The sequence below is a fragment of the Halorubrum sp. SD690R genome (genome assembly GCF_005435035.1).
Lineage (GTDB): Archaea > Halobacteriota > Halobacteria > Halobacteriales > Haloferacaceae > Halorubrum > Halorubrum ezzemoulense.
Window position 1 is genome coordinate 1 of sequence record NZ_SGTV01000013.1, and the last position, 14,596, is coordinate 14,596.

Here is a 14,596-nt window from a genome sequence, read left to right on the forward strand (position 1 = left end):
AGTTGATCACCGCCATTAGCCGCTGTGTCGGCTTTTTATCTTCGACCTCCGCGAGAGCGTCGCGGAGGTCGTCAAGAGTGGCGGCGTCAAGCGTGGACATACTTGCTAATCACACTCTAACCTAAAGAATATTTAGCTGACAGTATCAAATCAAGAACAAGTATCCCCTCTTGGGTACTATCAAATACGAGTCTTCGAGCGGTAGTGTTCGGTGCCGGATTCGTTCGCAGTAAACTGTACCGTCGAATGGCGGTCAGGTAGATGACGCCAGAAACTGAAAATGCGACTGGTGTCGGGTCAATAGGCGTGCTAAGCACGTTTGTGAGGTAGCATAGGTTTATACCCCAGGGAATGATCAACGCCCCAATCAGCGTATACGCCTGCTTCCGAAACGCAGCCATCTGGCTCAGGGCCAACCGGACTAACAGGGCACTACCCACGCCACCCAGTAAATACGTATAAGCGGCAACAATCCAATACCAGATGCCTCCGCTGTCGTTCTGGGCGACGCTGAGATCTGGTGTTTGTGCGATACTGATCTGTAGAAGTCCCTGAGTCGGCCCGAGAATGGCTAAAATCACGGTCACCACCGGGACGATCGTAAGTGCCGATACATATCTCCAGTTCAAAAAACGATCGTGACCAGTGTATGATAACGCAAACAGCATCCACCCGAGTGGGATTGCAACGACGCCTATCCACATCAGGTACATCCAGAATAGCTTTGCCTCCACACCAGGTGCTCGGAGTCGAAAAATAAGCATAAGCGACCAGAACACCTGCCCGGCCAGCAACAGTACGAGAGGTCTCGCCCCCGGAGATTGCCCCTCTCTCCACGCTAAAATAGCCGAAGCTGAGCCAAGAACGACGGAGATGTGTAACACAGACAGCAGAAAGATAGTATTTGACACAGTCTTACAAGGACATCTATGTATACTAACTTTATGTCTAAGAAATTTAACTTCCCACGGTCAATAAAAAAGAGAGTGCCGTGGATTACCCGATGATAGCGATGAACAGTCCGCACGCCACGAACACGTAGTTCATCTCACCGAGCAACTCCAGGCGACGGTAGTCGTTACTACGCCCAATTCGACTATTGAGGAAAACCGCCAGCACTCGTCCAGCAAGAAGGACCAACGCAAAAAGTGCTGGGAGGAATCCGCTAAGAAACGCGCCAATGACGACGAGAACTGAGAGCATGTTGATGATGTACAATAGATGCCGTGTCCGCTTGACGCCGACGACAGTCGGGAACGTTGAGACATTATTTTTGACATCATCTTCGATGTCGCGGACGTTCGGAATTTCAGTGTTGACGAAAATATCGGCAAAAAAGTAAACCGCCAACACAATGGCAAGTGGCGTGATTGCGGCATCGACAAACACAATTGGCAGGACTACCATTGCTGTAGCCCACGCCAGTGCCACAAGCGTAGAATTAAGCACAAAGATGGTCTTCAGTCGCTGGACCGGCACAAGCGATCGTTCAGACAGATCTGCTACATACAAGATCCAAGTAACGCCTGGAATGAGGGTGACCGCAAGCGCAAGTGGGCCACCAAGCGCCGAGAGAGTAATTGCAAGTCCGTATGCTCCAGCAGACGTGATCGAAAGCAGACGCCTGTGTCGCCCGATGAACGCACTTCGCTCGGACGTCGCTTGTGGGTCGTATCGCACATCGCTGATTCTGTCACCGACGTAGACACCGTAAGCGACCAATCCAACGACGACGGGTGCTAAGGATGGCTCGAGCGACAAGATCACCATCGTGACAAGTGTTCCCGCGATCCCCATGCCTACAATATCGAGTTGGAGGAAAATACAGGCTTTTCGTATGCGATGCCACAGTTTGACCGATGGACGAAAACCGCTACTGGTTCCGGTAGGTTGTCTACCGGAATCCATCTGTTCTGGTTTTTTGTTTGACATTCTGTTAGGGACACCACAAGAAAACCCGCTGTTGTTTCCCTGGGTGCCAGCTGTAAATTACTCCCAACTGACAATAAAGATAGACAGAGACCGTTCGGCATATGAACAGGCTGTCTGTGGGTTTCTCAAATGATACCTTTAGTGATATATTGTGGTTGGGGTTCGTAGCCCTCTGGAGAGATCAATATAAAACTCAGCTTTGAACGTTGTCATGTTGACACTATTTGGCCCGAAATCGGAGGAAAAGACGTTCTACGAGGAGTCTACGGTATCGGCCGAACTGGAGGGTGATTCACAGAGGATAATGAAGGCAGCGTTCACGGCGTTTGAACCTCTAGTGGAGAGTGGAGCGTCTGCGGCTGAACTCCCTTTTCCATGCTCACACCGTCTCAGCCGCCATTTTCGGTCCATTAAGTGTTAGATACTCAACGTTCAAAGCTGAGTATAAAAGATAGCCCTGAAAAGGTGGGTTTCCGTGCTGTTTCCGCTCTGAACAGGTTGGGCAATTACCCGCTTCACAAAGCGGAGAACGCACAAGTGAATTCGCCTGTGTCTGTCCGTCCGTTTCTGGACGATACAGACACAACGGTGAAGCCTCAAGGCTTGTCCCCGAGGTACTTCACCTGCACAGACTGTGCCAAGCGACTCAAAAAACGGTTCCAAGACTACTTCCGATTGCAACACCGGCGGCGATCTTCGCACAGGTTTGCCAAGACTGCGAACTGAAGCTATAGAGGAGGAATACAACAGGAACCGCTCCGATAGCCGCAGCAGTCCAGTCTGGGATATACTGAAATGGATTTATCCAAAGATAGAAGACAGTAATACTTACCCCGATTATAAAAGCAAAAATACGAATCCACTGAAACTCTGACCGGTCTGGCCCATTAGATGGATTTTCTTCTTCGAGAAGATCACGCTTAGAGGGCATAGTTAAAGGTCTGCGCCCCCGCCAATATGTTTTTTTGTAGCGCATCAGTCGGAGCCAAATAGCAGACTCTCAATCCCTAAGCTAAACCCTTTAACTCGGAACAGTGACTCATATTCATGCCCATCATAGAACTATTTCAAGTTAGAATATATTTGAATAAGAATATTTTAACAAAGCCAGATACAGGTATATCCCTAGGGGGCGCAGTCTCCACAGGCGTTAATTCGGAGCGTCCCTCTCCTACTTGCTCGATACCGCGAGAAAGAATTTCTCGGTGCGGTCGAGAATCCTCGCCTTCAGGGCAATGAGGGTGTCAATTGCTCGTGCGGCTGTACAAATAAACCGACACGATCGCGAGGAAAGCCTCCGCAATTTTCGTAATGGTGACAATTGGGTTAATCGCCCCGTTCGTGTAGAACGCTTCAATCCCCCACCCTCGGAACGGGAATAACGCAAGAATCGTCACCAACGAGTATACTGCAGCCACAAGGAAAAACGAGCGTCGCCAGAACCGGGTGAAATATACTGCTGCTCCGCCGAGGAAACCCAGTCCGTTGAGCACGAAGAGCACTGCCAGCACAACGCTCATTTCAATCGCTCGTGTCGTCGCCACGAGATGGATGAGTCCCGTAATGAGGGCCAAAAGAACCGCCACATACCCGATCGGTTCCGACGGCCACTGAAACATACTGTCTGACCTCGTTGTATGGTTTGTACCCATACGCACAATACTGACTGAACATATAAAAAGGAACATTGTTATATAGAATCGTGGGAATCGACTGTTTAACCAATTTCAAGTGCCGGAGATCGACTCATCCGACCCAACGAGAGTGCGAACACGGCGCGCAAGAACCGTGGGCGGGAACTGTCCATACACTGACCTTCGGACACACCCGAACGTTTCGACACTGGCGTGAATTGTCGCTGCCGGCTCGAGTTCCTGCTGGAGGATGTACTCGTAGGCGGCGATCTGGAGTTCATACCGCGGTTGCGTTGCGTCGGGTGACTCGTTCAGCGCAATCTTGAGATCGGCCAACTGCCACTCGCCTCCACCCAGATCTATGAGGATATCGGCCTCACCATGAACTTCTACCTCAACCTCCCCAGCAGTCACGAGTCCACTCAAATCGTGGTCGACGTAGACCGCCTCCGCCGCTTGGATCTGGGCCCACAGGTCGGAGTTGAGGAAGTCCGACACGACTGACACGTGGAAGAAGCTGACGAGGCCACCACGTTCAGTATCTGGCAGCATCTCGATCGACTGCGGCGTTATCTGTTCCATCGCGTCCCGAAGTGCGCTTCGGACGGGCTTGCTCCACGCATCGATCTCGGTGTCCGGCACGTCCATCTCGATGAGGGTGAGTAAGGCCTCGTGGAGACAGGTCCCGACGGCCTCTGGCCCAAGCGTCTCGAACGTGATCGGGAGGCTGTCGGCCACCGCCTCAGTGTCGGTATGAATGGCCTCGTCGAGAAGGTGGGCACCCACGGTGGCGTCGACATCGTCAGTCAACGGATAAGCCGTACTCGGGTCGAGAAAACGTGGGACCCACGACTCCAACTGGTCGCGTTGAGGCGGGACGGCACCCGTCACCGATAGCGGCGTGTCGTACATCTCGCGTGTCATACGGCCCTCGACATCATTCACACCAATCGTCAAATCACCGGCACTGGACGGCTCGTCGATCGCATGCGTGGGTGTCCGTCCAGGCGAAAACTCGAGTGTCTCAAACAAGGTATCGAGCCAGCGATCACGCGGCTGTGCCGTGCCGGGTAACGTCTTCGGAAGCGGGATGACGAGATGGTCACGTGCCCGAGAGAGTGCCACATACAGGAGCCGCCACGCCTCCGCACGCTCGTTGGCTGCGACTGACTGGAGCTGGTCTGGACCAAGCAGGTGCGGGGCCCCACTGTCGGCGTCATCGAGCCAGTGCTCGGTCGCCCACCGCAACCCGACATCGCGTGATGCAGCACCCTGTTTATCGCGACTGTCACCGCTTGGCGTGTAGAGTCCCCCATCGAATGGTGGCAGTTCGATATCGGGTGCTGTCTCGACGTTCGTCGGCGGGGCCAACGCCGCAACGCCACCCTGCGTCATGAACCGCTGAGAGAACGGGCCAGTGTCCCAGAGCTTGAAGCCCGGCGTTGCAAGCACAATCACGTCGTCTTGATCGCCTTTGAGCCGATGAACTGTGCTAAAGACGACATCGGCATCGGTGGTCACACTCGGGATATCGGGCCCCTCGCTCGGGGCCGCCCGAAACGGCGCAAGTAGGTCACCGAGGGCAGCTGGTGGGTACTGCGTGTCAGCTTCCCAGTCGGCGACGGTGCTCGTGAGCGTGTCGAGGGCGGCTACTCGTTGTGCTGCCGGCAGCTCGGTGAACTGGTCGCCCGGGTCGGCTCGAAGCGCGAGCTGCTCGATGATGTCTTCCAGATACACCGACGCTGGAACGCGATGGAACCGGCCCAGCTGATCGCGAAGATCGCGCAGGCCACAGAGGATGTCTCGGGTTTCGGCGTCGAGGTCGTCGGCCGCACAGATGACATCAAGGTCGTACCCAGCCCGCTCGAAGCAGTCGTGGGCTGCTGTGAAATCGAACGGCGAGTCAGTCAACAACGCGCGTGTCTGGGCCCGATCGGTCGGCGCAGTGAGCCAGTCACACACGGCGAGGACCGCCTTGACCACGGAACACGCAAAGAGTCTCGAACTCGCGTTTTGAACGGCCAGTCCTTCGGCCTCGAACGCGTCTTTGTACGCGTCCATCCGCGTTCGCTTTCTGAAGACGACGGTTATCGACTGTGGCGACCCGGTCTCATCAGTCAATGTCCCATCAGCGAGGCCCTGTGCGATGTACGTCGCAAGGATGTTCGCCTCGCCAGCGCGGCCGTCGGGGTTGACCCACCGTGTCTTGTCGGGCGCTGCCCCACCGATGAACGCGGCGATGTGGATGCTCGGGTCGGCGGTTGGATCCCGAGATGCGTCGAGGCCGGGGTAAGTCGCCGCAAAATCGCTGAGCCCCCCGCGAGTTGGATCGTCGAAGACGGGCCGCATGATGGTGTTGATGCCGGCGGCGATGTCCGGGGTTCCACGATAGGTTGTTGCGGCTGTCACCGTCGCATGGGTGTCCCAGTTGATACCGAGATACTGGCCCTCGCGACAGGCGCTCGTGAACAGCGACGGATCGGCGTGCCGCCAGCGGTAGATGCTTTGGAGCGTATCGCCACACGCGAGGACGCGCATCGAGGGAGTGACGAGCTGTGACAATGCTGCGTGCTGGATAATGGAGACATCCTGTGCTTCATCGATGATCACGCTATCAAGCCGCGCGTGGTACCGCTGACGAAGGGCTGTGTACTGGTCGGTGGGTGGCCCATCGCCATCGACTGGCCAGTCACGCTTGAACACACTGGTGATGAAGAAGGCGACATCGGTGTGAGAGACCACGCCATACTCGCGGATCAGGGCTCGGTACTGCTCGCGGTAGGCTTCAAGCACGTCACCAAACGCTGTCAACGTCGTGTCCCATGCGTCATAGAGACGCTGGTCAGCAGCCACAAGGTCGTCCCACTCCGCTGCTGAGAGAGCCGCGTCGGTGTCAGCTGCGGCGTCGGCGTCGACGATGTCTGCGATCGTCGCCACGATATCCGCACGACTACTGGTTCGTCCCCCGGGATACACTGCCTCCTGTGTGGTACGGAGTTTGCGTTCGAAGGCGGCCGTGGTGAGTCGCTGATCGCGACAGTACTTGACGGCGTCAGCGAGCATCTCCGCAGGAGTGGCTGACCAGCGGTCATCCGGGTATGCTGCTTCCAACTCGGCTATCGCGTCTTCGTGGGCCGGATCGGCAGCGACGGCGTCATAACACGCCTTATGAACCGTTTTCAGCAACGCCTTATTCCCGACCGTTGGCGTCTCTTCGAACCCCAGGTCGGTGGCCAGCTCCCCGAAGACGTCACGCAACACGCTGTCGACAGTGCCGATAAACGGTGCGTGCCGGACCCGCGTCACGAGATACGCGATATCTGACTCAGTGAGTGACGCTGCCTCGGGGATCAACGCATGATTCACAATCTCCCGAATGTGTTCACAGACACCGGGTCCGATCGCGGCCGCCTCATCGGTGGTAAACGACATGACGGCCACGCTCTGGGCAGGTGTCCGATCGCCACGAGCGTACCGCCGAATGATGGTTTCGGCCGCGATTCGCTGCATCGTCAGTGATTTGCCAGCACCGGCGACACAGTTCATGGTAAACAGTCCCGACTCGGCATCGACGAATCGGTCTCTGATCGTTGCTTGTGCGTTCCGGAGTCTCCGTGGGTCGTCGTCGTTACTCATGAGGTGTCTCGGTAGGTGCTGGAACGGTATCTGTACTCGCAGAGAGGAGCGCGGCAATCGGCTCAGGAAGCTGCGGTGTCGTGCTCACCAGTTGGGTGCGGGCCTGCTCGGAGACAGTCTCCATCTCGAGTGACGCAAGAAACGGCGAGGGGTACACAGCACCACCGTCTGCGGTCTGTGTGTGCCGCGTCACGATCACGCCGCGCTCGGCGGCACGCATCGTATCGGCGAAGTGATCGCGATCACGGCCGTTTCCCCACGCGGTTCGTGGCGCAACGATATCTGTCTCACCACCCCCAGCGAGAACGGCTTCCTGGAGCTCTGTGGGAACGACGCTGTCAATCTGGGCCGGCCACTCGGCTGCCGTCGCGCCGACCGCGATAACGAATGGGACAGACAGCGCCCACACGTCGTTTGCCTCCATAATGTCGATGGCCCAAGCGTTCGAGTGTTCACGGCGACCCGGGCGTTGTGTCGCCAGCAGCTCACACAGCTCCTGTACAGCGTCCCACGATCGGGAGACCGTCCCGTCTGCGAGCCATTCGTCGTATTTGTGCGAGACCTGCTCGACGAGCCCAGTGACCCTGACCGTTGCTCGCGCGGCCGTCTCCGTCACCATGAGCGCCGGTGAGTCAGCCTGCTTGCGGGCGGGCACGCTCGTCTCGCGATACGCGTCGATCGACGCCCCCAGAACCGTTCCAACTGTCTCTGGCGTTGGCTCGCGCTCGGCATGCGACAGTAGCCAGTCACAGTAGGTTGTGAGTCGCTCGTCCGTGGTGTGTGTCTGTATCGTCTCGGCCCACTCGGCGATCGATCGATGCCCGGGGGGAAGGGCCTCAAGAGCGGCCTGGATCGTCGACTGTTCGAGTGGCCAGCTGGCTGTATCCGTGAGTGGTGCCCACCGCTGCGCCACTGGTTCCAACAGCGTTGCAGCAGCGACGTCGCCGGCGCCAAAGAGCGTACAAAGCGCCGCTATCAGCGCGTATGGTTCGGTGCGGGTCACGCGCAACTGTGTCCAAAATACTGGCGTCACCCCATACTGGATGGCTGCCCGGGTCAGCGGCTGTTCATACGGATCAAGATCGCGAGCCACGACGACGATATCGCGGACGTCCACGCCACGATCACGAATCTCACGGATAGTCGCCATCACAGCACGCGCTTCCTCGCGACGCGTCGGTGCGGGCAATTCGACAACAGGACATGACGGTGCTGGTAGCTCGCCAGTGAGTGCCGTGCGGTGGGCGTGGGTCACAGATTCACCTCTCGCCCGGGATAATCAATGGACAAGAGGTCCGGGAGTCGCGCTGTGAGGTACTCGCTGGTTCCGGGGCGGAGGTGGAGTTCGATATCTGCCGTCGTTGCGGTACAGAGGCCATACAGGAAGTCAACTTCTGGTGCCGGGATGCTGCTCACACCGACGAGCAAGATCCGCTCGATATCGGGATAGCAATTGGCCCACACCTCGTCGCCGTCGATGAGGCGGCGCGTCGCCCGTCTGAGGAGCGCCGTCTTCGAGACCGCTTTGACTGTCCGGTCGCGCAGCCACGTCTCGACGGCGAGGCCACCATCAACCAGTGTGGTCGCCTCGTCCGCAATGGGAGTCGCAAACTCGTCGGTGACATCGCGCAGCGCCGCAATCCGATCCGGATGGAAGTTCGTCATTGATTCGACCTCTGAACGGATCTGTTCAAGTTGTTGAGGACCGATGTCTTGGCGGGCAGAAAGCAGCGGACGGAGTCCCGATGGCTGATCTGGTGTCGTCGTCGGAAGCGACTGGAGGAGCGCTAAGCGATCGACGCGATCGAGGCTTGTCGGGGCTGGGCCTGCGGCTCCAAGCAGTACTTCCGCAACGGTTTTTGGGTCGACAAATTCAAACGCGTTCTGTGGCTGTGTACGCTCTCGTAGCCGCCGTTGGAGGTTTCGTTGGTGGAGTTCGGTCGGCGCCAACACGAGTTCTGTCGGCGTCGCTGTGCGGTCAGCACGATTGAGAAGCCGTTCTTCCTCGCCACAGTAAATCGAGATCTGCGAGGCAACATCGTCGTCAGTCGTGTGGAGGTCCGTTGTCGACATCAGATCTATCAGTAAGTAAGGTACAACAAAGCGGTAATAAACTGCTTGCCCCAGAGTGGAAGTGGTCAGATAGTGTACTGAGCTATCACTTGCGTGACCTACGAGATGACGACCGTTGCAAATGCGTGTCCAAACTGTGGGCCACTTGTGATAGAGATCACGAGCGCATACCCCCACTTTCAGTAGGGGTCAAGCGGATACGTGGCCCGTTTGTCGGTGGATCCAGTTCGTGGTGCCCATTAGTACAAATACTACGCACTCGGTGAGATACTGTTCCCAAACCAGAAGGGATGGAGAACCGATACCGGTTCGTATGGCGATGACATGGAGTCCGATGTGGCCTCATTAACCAGATCACAGCCCTACGAGAGAAATAAACAAGAGTTCCACCGATGTGTCGCCGGTTCCCCCCGAGAGCGGGTTGGAACCAAAGGGCGGCGACCGCCCGAATCCGATGGTCGGATTTCCCCGTCTTCAGGCGGAGGAGGTCAAGCTATCTGGTGTCTCCTCAATCAAATTAGATTCTCTGGAGTGAGAGGCGACACCCGAGTCGGCGATGAAGCTCGATATCGGACTCCACCTGGCTAAATTATCATTTTTAGACACAGTATCTATTCTTTAGAGGTGGGATATCGACCGGCATCGGACCACCGTTCATCGGTGGGGCTCAGAAAGCTGAATCAGGAGGTTAGCGGGTCGATCGAAGTTGTAGATCCTGATGGTGAGAAGGTCCTTGATACCTCGTTCGACGTCCCCTTGACCGAGTTAGACGGTGAATATAATATCGTAACATACGCCGACGTGTGGACTACCATCGGTGAGTACAAAGTTGACTTGGAGCTCGCGGATGCCGTGATACCAGGGACCTCACGGCTGAATCAGCGATTTTCGATTACTAGTATTAAATAGGAACTTGTCGCTATCTCTATTGACACAAGCGATCAAAATGAACTGATCACGCTTCGAGTCAGAGAGTCGTTCTCAGATCTTGGGCAGACAAACGAGATCGGCTAACCGGTATCAAAGATTTTTGCGAGTGTTCGTTTGACAGCGTGTTCCCAGCCCATATCAGAAACAAACAAAATAATAATATTTCTTTCAACACACCAGATTTGTTATCTATTTTGACGGCGTTCGACGACGCACCGACCCGGCGGTGTCGAACGCGAAGGCGACACGCGCTTGACTACACTGACCGGCCCCGACCCACGTTCCACGTCCTCACTCGGTCCTGAGTTTTGCTCGCGTGTACGGTTCGAGGCCGCCGCTGTCGACGAGCGACTGGAGGAACTCCGGCAGCGGGTCGGCGTCGTACCGCTCGTCGGCGGTGTGGTTGATCACTGCGCCCTCGTCGAGTCGGAAACTGATCTCGTCGCCGTCGTCGATCCGGTCGGCGTCAGGACAGATCAACACGGGTAGCCCGAGGTTGATCCCGTTCCGGAAGAAGATGCGGGCGAACGACTGCGCGACGATGCCGTCGACGCCGGAGCCCAAAAGCGAGAGGGGAGCGTGTTCGCGTGAGGAGCCGCTCCCGAAGTTGTGCCCGCCCACGACGAAATCGCCGTCGGCGACGTTCGGCGCGAACTCCGGCCGGAGGTCGTTGAAGGCGTTCTCGCCGAGTTCAGCTGGGTCGCTGGAGACCAGGAATCGCGACGGGATGATCTGGTCGGTGTCGATGTTGTCCCCGAACGTCCACGCCCGGCCGGGTTCGGTCGTGTCGATGTCGCGGTCGGCGTCGCTCATGCGCCCACCCCATCGAGAACGTAGTCGTCGTACCGGTTCAATTCGACCTCCCGCGGGTCAGTTATCTCGCCGTACAGCGCCGACGCGCCGACGGTGGCGGGGCTCGCGAGGTACACCTCGCTCTCCATCGATCCCTCGCGGCCGGGGAAGTTGCGGTTCGCGGTGGCGAGACAGACGTCGCCGTCGCCCAAGACGCCCTGATGCGTGCCGAAACAGGAGCCGCACCCGGCGCTCTGGACGATGGCGCCGGCGTCGACGAACGTCTCCATGACGCCGGTGTGCATCATCTGTTTGTACACGGATTTCGAGGCCGGGACGACGACCATCCGCGTGTCGGGGGCGAGCCGCTCGCCCGCGATGATGTCCGCGACGATCCGGATGTCCTCGTACCGCCCGTTCGTACACGTCCCGACGAACAACTGGTCAATCTCCGTGCCGACGACCTCGTCGACGGGGACCGCGTTCTCCGGGTTCGACGGCGTCGAAACCTGCGGCGAGAGCGACTCGGCCCGGTAGGTATGGACCGCCTCGTAGTCGGCGTCATCGTCCGGCTGCGTGTACGCCGGTATCTCGGGGCGCTCCCCGGTCTGCGCCTCGAGGAAGTCGACGGTCCGCTCGTCGGGCGCGACGATGCCGGCCTTCCCGCCCATCTCGATCGCCATGTTTGAGAGGACGAGCCGCTCGTGGATCGGCATCGACTCGACTGCCGAGCCGCCGTACTCAGCGGTCATGTACGTACAGCCGTCGAACCCCACGTCGCCGATGAACTTCAGGATAAGGTCCTTCGCGTACACCCCGTCGGGGAGGTCGCCCTCGACCTCGAACCGGAGCGTCTCCGGCACCCGGAACCACAGCTCGCCGGTCGCGAGCGTCGTCCCGAGGTCGGTAGAACCGACGCCGGTGCCGAAGCCCCCGACGCCGCCGAAGGTGGTCGAGTGCGAGTCCGCGCCGATCACCAAGTCGCCGGGGGAGACGAACCCCTCTTCGACGAGCACCTGGTGGCAGATACCGTCGCCCACGTCGTACTGCTGGGCGCCGTACTCGTCTGCGAACTCCCGGACGATGTTGTGGTTGTTCGCGGCCTTGACGCCGTCGGCCGGCGCGTGGTGGTCTATCGTGATCACGGTGTTGTCCGGGTCGACGAGCTCCGGGTCGTCGCCCGTCACGTCCTCGAAGACCTCGAAGGTCAGCGGCCCCGTCACGTCGTGGGTCATCATCACGTCGACCGCGGCCTCCACGTAGTCCCCGGCCCGTACGTCGTCTCCCGATTTCTCCGACAGCAGCTTTTCCGATATGGTTTTTCCGGTCATGCGTTGTCTTCCGCGACGGTCGCTAACACGCGGTCGACGGTCCCGCCCATCAGGACGTGGCTCGTCGCCCCTAGGTCGAGTCGGTCAGCGACCTCGTGAGCGACCGACTCAACGCGCTCGAAGTCCGCACTCGTTTCGAGACCCATTCTACTCAGCAGTTGGACGAGGTCCTCGGTCGGCGTGTTGCCGACGCCGGAGAGCCCGTCCGGCAAGACGACTCCTCCGCCGAGCCCGCAGTGTGACGCGTCGAACCGGTCGACGCCGCACTGCATCGCGACGAGGGTGTTCGCGAGGCTCATCCCGTTCGTGTCGTGGAGGTGTAACCCCGCGTCCAGGTCCGGGTGGCGGTCGAACACCGCCGTGTACATCTCCTCGATCTCGACCGGGTCGGCGAGCCCCATCGTTGTCGCCAGCGTCACCTCGTCGACGCCGGCGTCGACGACGCGGTCGACGACCGCCAGCGTGTCTTCCATGGGAATCCGCCCCTCGTACGGGCAGTAGAAGCTGGTTCCCATCCCGGCTTCGACCTCAATGCCCGTCCCCTCGGCCATCGCGACGATCTCCTCGACGCCTTCGAGAATCTCCTCGACGGTCATGTTCTGGTTGTGCTCGCTATACGTTTCGCTGACCGTCACAAGGGCGTTGACTTTGTCGACACCGGCATCGATCGCTCGCTCCATCCCGACCGCGTTCGGGACCAGCGCGCGGTAGGTCACGTCGTCATAGCGCTCGATGCGCTTTGCGACCTCGTCTGCGTCCCGCAATGTCGGGACCGCCTTCGGATGCGTGAAGGATGTGATCTCGATCTCGTCGACGCCGGTCTTCGAGAGCTCGTCGATGATGTCGACTTTCTCGTCGGTTGGGACGAACTCGTCGAGCCGCTGGAACCCGTCTCGCGGGAGCATCTCGACTAAGGTCACGTCCTCGGGGTACTCGATCATATGACGTCCTCCGCGTCGAGCTCCGCGAGCGTTTCCTCGTCGTATGACAGCCGCTCGCCGTACACCGCCTCGTTGTGCGCGCCGAGCGGCGGCCCGAGGTGCGAGATCGAACCGGGCGTCTCGGAGAGGCGCGGGACCGTGTTCTGGACCGCGCCGGTCCCGATCTCGTCGTCCGGGACCTCGACGACCGCGTCGCGGGCCTGGTAGTGCTCGTCTTCGATGATGTCGGCCACGTTGTAGATCGGCGCGATAGTCGCCTCGTACTCCTCGAACCGGTCGATGACCTCCTCGCGGGTGTGGTCGTCCATCCAGTCTTGGATGGCCGCGTCGAGCTCCTCGACGTTCTCCAATCGCTTCTCGTTGTCGGCGAATCGGGGGTCGTCTTTTAATTCCGGCCGCTCGATGGCGTCGAACACCCGCATCGCGATCGGCTGTGCGCTCGCCGAGATGGCGACCGCCCGGCCGTCGCCCGTCTGGTAGACGTTCCGCGGCGCGGACGACGTAGAGCGGTTCCCCGACCGCTCTTCGATCTCGTCGAGCTGCTGGTAGCGGAGCGGCTGCGGCCCGATGAGCGAGAAGATCGGTTCGATGAGGCTCGTGTCGATGTACTGCCCGGAGCCGCCGTTCGCGTCGCGGTTGTACAGCGCGAACGCGACCGCCATCGTCGAGAACATCGCCGCGATGCCGTCCGCGAGCCCGGTCGGGGGTAGCAATGGCTCCCGGTCAGGGTAGCCGTTGAGGAACGCGAACCCGGACATCGCCTCCGCGAGCGTGCCGAATCCGGGGCGGTCGCTGTACGGCCCCGTCTGCCCGAACCCGCTCAGCCGGAGCATCACGAGGCCGGGGTTGAGCTCGGAGAGGTGGTCGTAGCCGAGGTCCCATCGTTCGAGGGTGCCCGGCCGGAAGTTCTCGATGAGCGCGTCCGCGTCGGCGACCAGATCCTCGAAGACGACCTTGCCTTCCTCGGTGGAGATATCGAGCGTCACCGACTGCTTGTTGCGCCCGAGATACTTCCACCAGAGCCCGACGCCCTCCTTCTGCGGCCCGAAGTGGCGCAGGTGGTCGCCGGTCGCCGGGTGTTCGACCTTGATCACGTCGGCGCCGAAGTCCGCGAGCAGGCGCCCGACCGTCCCGATCGAGATCATCGAGCCGGCCTCGATCACGGTGACGCCATCGAGCGGGCCTGCGGGGGCGTTGGTCTGTTCGTCGTCTGCGGCGTCGTCTACACCGCCGTCCGTAGCCGCGTCGCGGCTCATCGTCGCCTTGTGCGTGTCTCGGCGGCGCCGTGTGCGGCGCGCGCCGGTCGGTTCGTCGTCGGTTGGATGCT

At 59.3% G+C, this 14,596-nt stretch carries 12 protein-coding genes; 1 reads left to right on the forward strand and 11 read right to left on the reverse strand.

The genetic code is table 11. The features are described from left to right. Window positions 1-116: 116 nt before the first annotated feature. From EXE41_RS09580 to EXE41_RS19610, 7 genes are all read right to left on the reverse strand, one after another. On the reverse strand, window positions 117-911 hold the full coding sequence (locus tag EXE41_RS09580) for a histidine kinase N-terminal 7TM domain-containing protein (protein ID WP_321167058.1): 795 nt from the start codon (window positions 909-911) through the stop codon (window positions 117-119). An 85-nt stretch (window positions 912-996) separates the two neighbouring features. Beyond that, window positions 997-1,932: a UbiA family prenyltransferase gene (locus EXE41_RS09585; protein WP_241987211.1), complete on the reverse strand. Its 936-nt coding sequence runs from the start codon at window positions 1,930-1,932 to the stop codon at window positions 997-999. A 646-nt stretch (window positions 1,933-2,578) separates the two neighbouring features. Then, entirely contained in the window at window positions 2,579-2,863 is a 285-nt protein-coding gene (locus tag EXE41_RS09590) for a hypothetical protein (RefSeq protein WP_137690838.1), read from the reverse strand. 313 nt (window positions 2,864-3,176) lie between these two features. Beyond that, window positions 3,177-3,551, reverse strand: coding sequence for a hypothetical protein (locus EXE41_RS09595; protein ID WP_241987212.1), 375 nt, complete (start codon window positions 3,549-3,551; stop codon window positions 3,177-3,179). 108 nt (window positions 3,552-3,659) lie between these two features. Continuing rightward, window positions 3,660-7,202 carry a UvrD-helicase domain-containing protein gene (locus tag EXE41_RS09600; RefSeq protein ID WP_137690839.1) on the reverse strand — a complete coding sequence of 1,181 codons (3,543 nt, stop codon included), beginning with the start codon at window positions 7,200-7,202 and terminating at the stop codon, window positions 3,660-3,662. After that, window positions 7,195-8,352, reverse strand: a complete 1,158-nt coding sequence (locus EXE41_RS09605) for a hypothetical protein (RefSeq protein ID WP_137690840.1) — start codon at window positions 8,350-8,352, stop codon at window positions 7,195-7,197. The genes EXE41_RS09600 and EXE41_RS09605 overlap by 8 nt, the downstream gene beginning before the upstream one ends. 101 nt (window positions 8,353-8,453) lie before the next feature. After that, complete coding sequence (locus EXE41_RS19610) at window positions 8,454-9,275, reverse strand: hypothetical protein (RefSeq protein ID WP_241987213.1); 822 nt, start codon at window positions 9,273-9,275, stop codon at window positions 8,454-8,456. 624 nt (window positions 9,276-9,899) lie between these two features. Between EXE41_RS19610 and EXE41_RS09615 the strand changes: the two genes are divergently transcribed. After that, entirely contained in the window at window positions 9,900-10,184 is a 285-nt protein-coding gene (locus EXE41_RS09615; RefSeq protein WP_241987224.1) for a hypothetical protein, read from the forward strand. A 312-nt stretch (window positions 10,185-10,496) separates the two neighbouring features. On the opposite strand, the gene EXE41_RS09620 is transcribed toward EXE41_RS09615, so the two are convergent. The 4 genes from EXE41_RS09620 to EXE41_RS09635 are packed head-to-tail and all read right to left on the reverse strand — an operon-like array spanning window position 10,497 to window position 14,525. Continuing rightward, window positions 10,497-11,018 carry a 3-isopropylmalate dehydratase small subunit gene (locus EXE41_RS09620; protein WP_137690841.1) on the reverse strand — a complete coding sequence of 174 codons (522 nt, stop codon included), beginning with the start codon at window positions 11,016-11,018 and terminating at the stop codon, window positions 10,497-10,499. Continuing rightward, window positions 11,015-12,328 (reverse strand): 3-isopropylmalate dehydratase large subunit, encoded by a 1,314-nt coding sequence (locus EXE41_RS09625; protein ID WP_137690842.1) that lies wholly within the window; start codon window positions 12,326-12,328, stop codon window positions 11,015-11,017. Before EXE41_RS09625 ends, EXE41_RS09620 begins: the two co-directional genes overlap by 4 nt. Continuing rightward, on the reverse strand, window positions 12,325-13,269 hold the full coding sequence (locus EXE41_RS09630; protein ID WP_094520090.1) for a hydroxymethylglutaryl-CoA lyase: 945 nt from the start codon (window positions 13,267-13,269) through the stop codon (window positions 12,325-12,327). The genes EXE41_RS09625 and EXE41_RS09630 overlap by 4 nt, the downstream gene beginning before the upstream one ends. Next, entirely contained in the window at window positions 13,266-14,525 is a 1,260-nt protein-coding gene (locus tag EXE41_RS09635) for a CaiB/BaiF CoA-transferase family protein (protein WP_094520089.1), read from the reverse strand. Before EXE41_RS09635 ends, EXE41_RS09630 begins: the two co-directional genes overlap by 4 nt. Window positions 14,526-14,596: the final 71 nt, after the last annotated feature.

Bases quoted from the DNA above. Each gene is read 5' to 3' on its own strand.
- EXE41_RS09585 (WP_241987211.1), bottom strand. From the start codon at position 1,932: ATGTCAAACAAAAAACCAGAACAGATGGATTCCGGTAGACAACCTACC.
- EXE41_RS09590 (WP_137690838.1), bottom strand. From the start codon at position 2,863: ATGCCCTCTAAGCGTGATCTTCTCGAAGAAGAAAATCCATCTAATGGG.
- EXE41_RS09595 (WP_241987212.1), bottom strand. From the start codon at position 3,551: ATGTTTCAGTGGCCGTCGGAACCGATCGGGTATGTGGCGGTTCTTTTG.
- EXE41_RS09600 (WP_137690839.1), bottom strand. From the start codon at position 7,202: ATGAGTAACGACGACGACCCACGGAGACTCCGGAACGCACAAGCAACG.
- EXE41_RS09605 (WP_137690840.1), bottom strand. From the start codon at position 8,352: ATGGCGACTATCCGTGAGATTCGTGATCGTGGCGTGGACGTCCGCGAT.
- EXE41_RS19610 (WP_241987213.1), bottom strand. From the start codon at position 9,275: ATGTCGACAACGGACCTCCACACGACTGACGACGATGTTGCCTCGCAG.
- EXE41_RS09620 (WP_137690841.1), bottom strand. From the start codon at position 11,018: ATGAGCGACGCCGACCGCGACATCGACACGACCGAACCCGGCCGGGCG.
- EXE41_RS09625 (WP_137690842.1), bottom strand. From the start codon at position 12,328: ATGACCGGAAAAACCATATCGGAAAAGCTGCTGTCGGAGAAATCGGGA.
- EXE41_RS09630 (WP_094520090.1), bottom strand. From the start codon at position 13,269: ATGATCGAGTACCCCGAGGACGTGACCTTAGTCGAGATGCTCCCGCGA.
- EXE41_RS09635 (WP_094520089.1), bottom strand. From the start codon at position 14,525: ATGAGCCGCGACGCGGCTACGGACGGCGGTGTAGACGACGCCGCAGAC.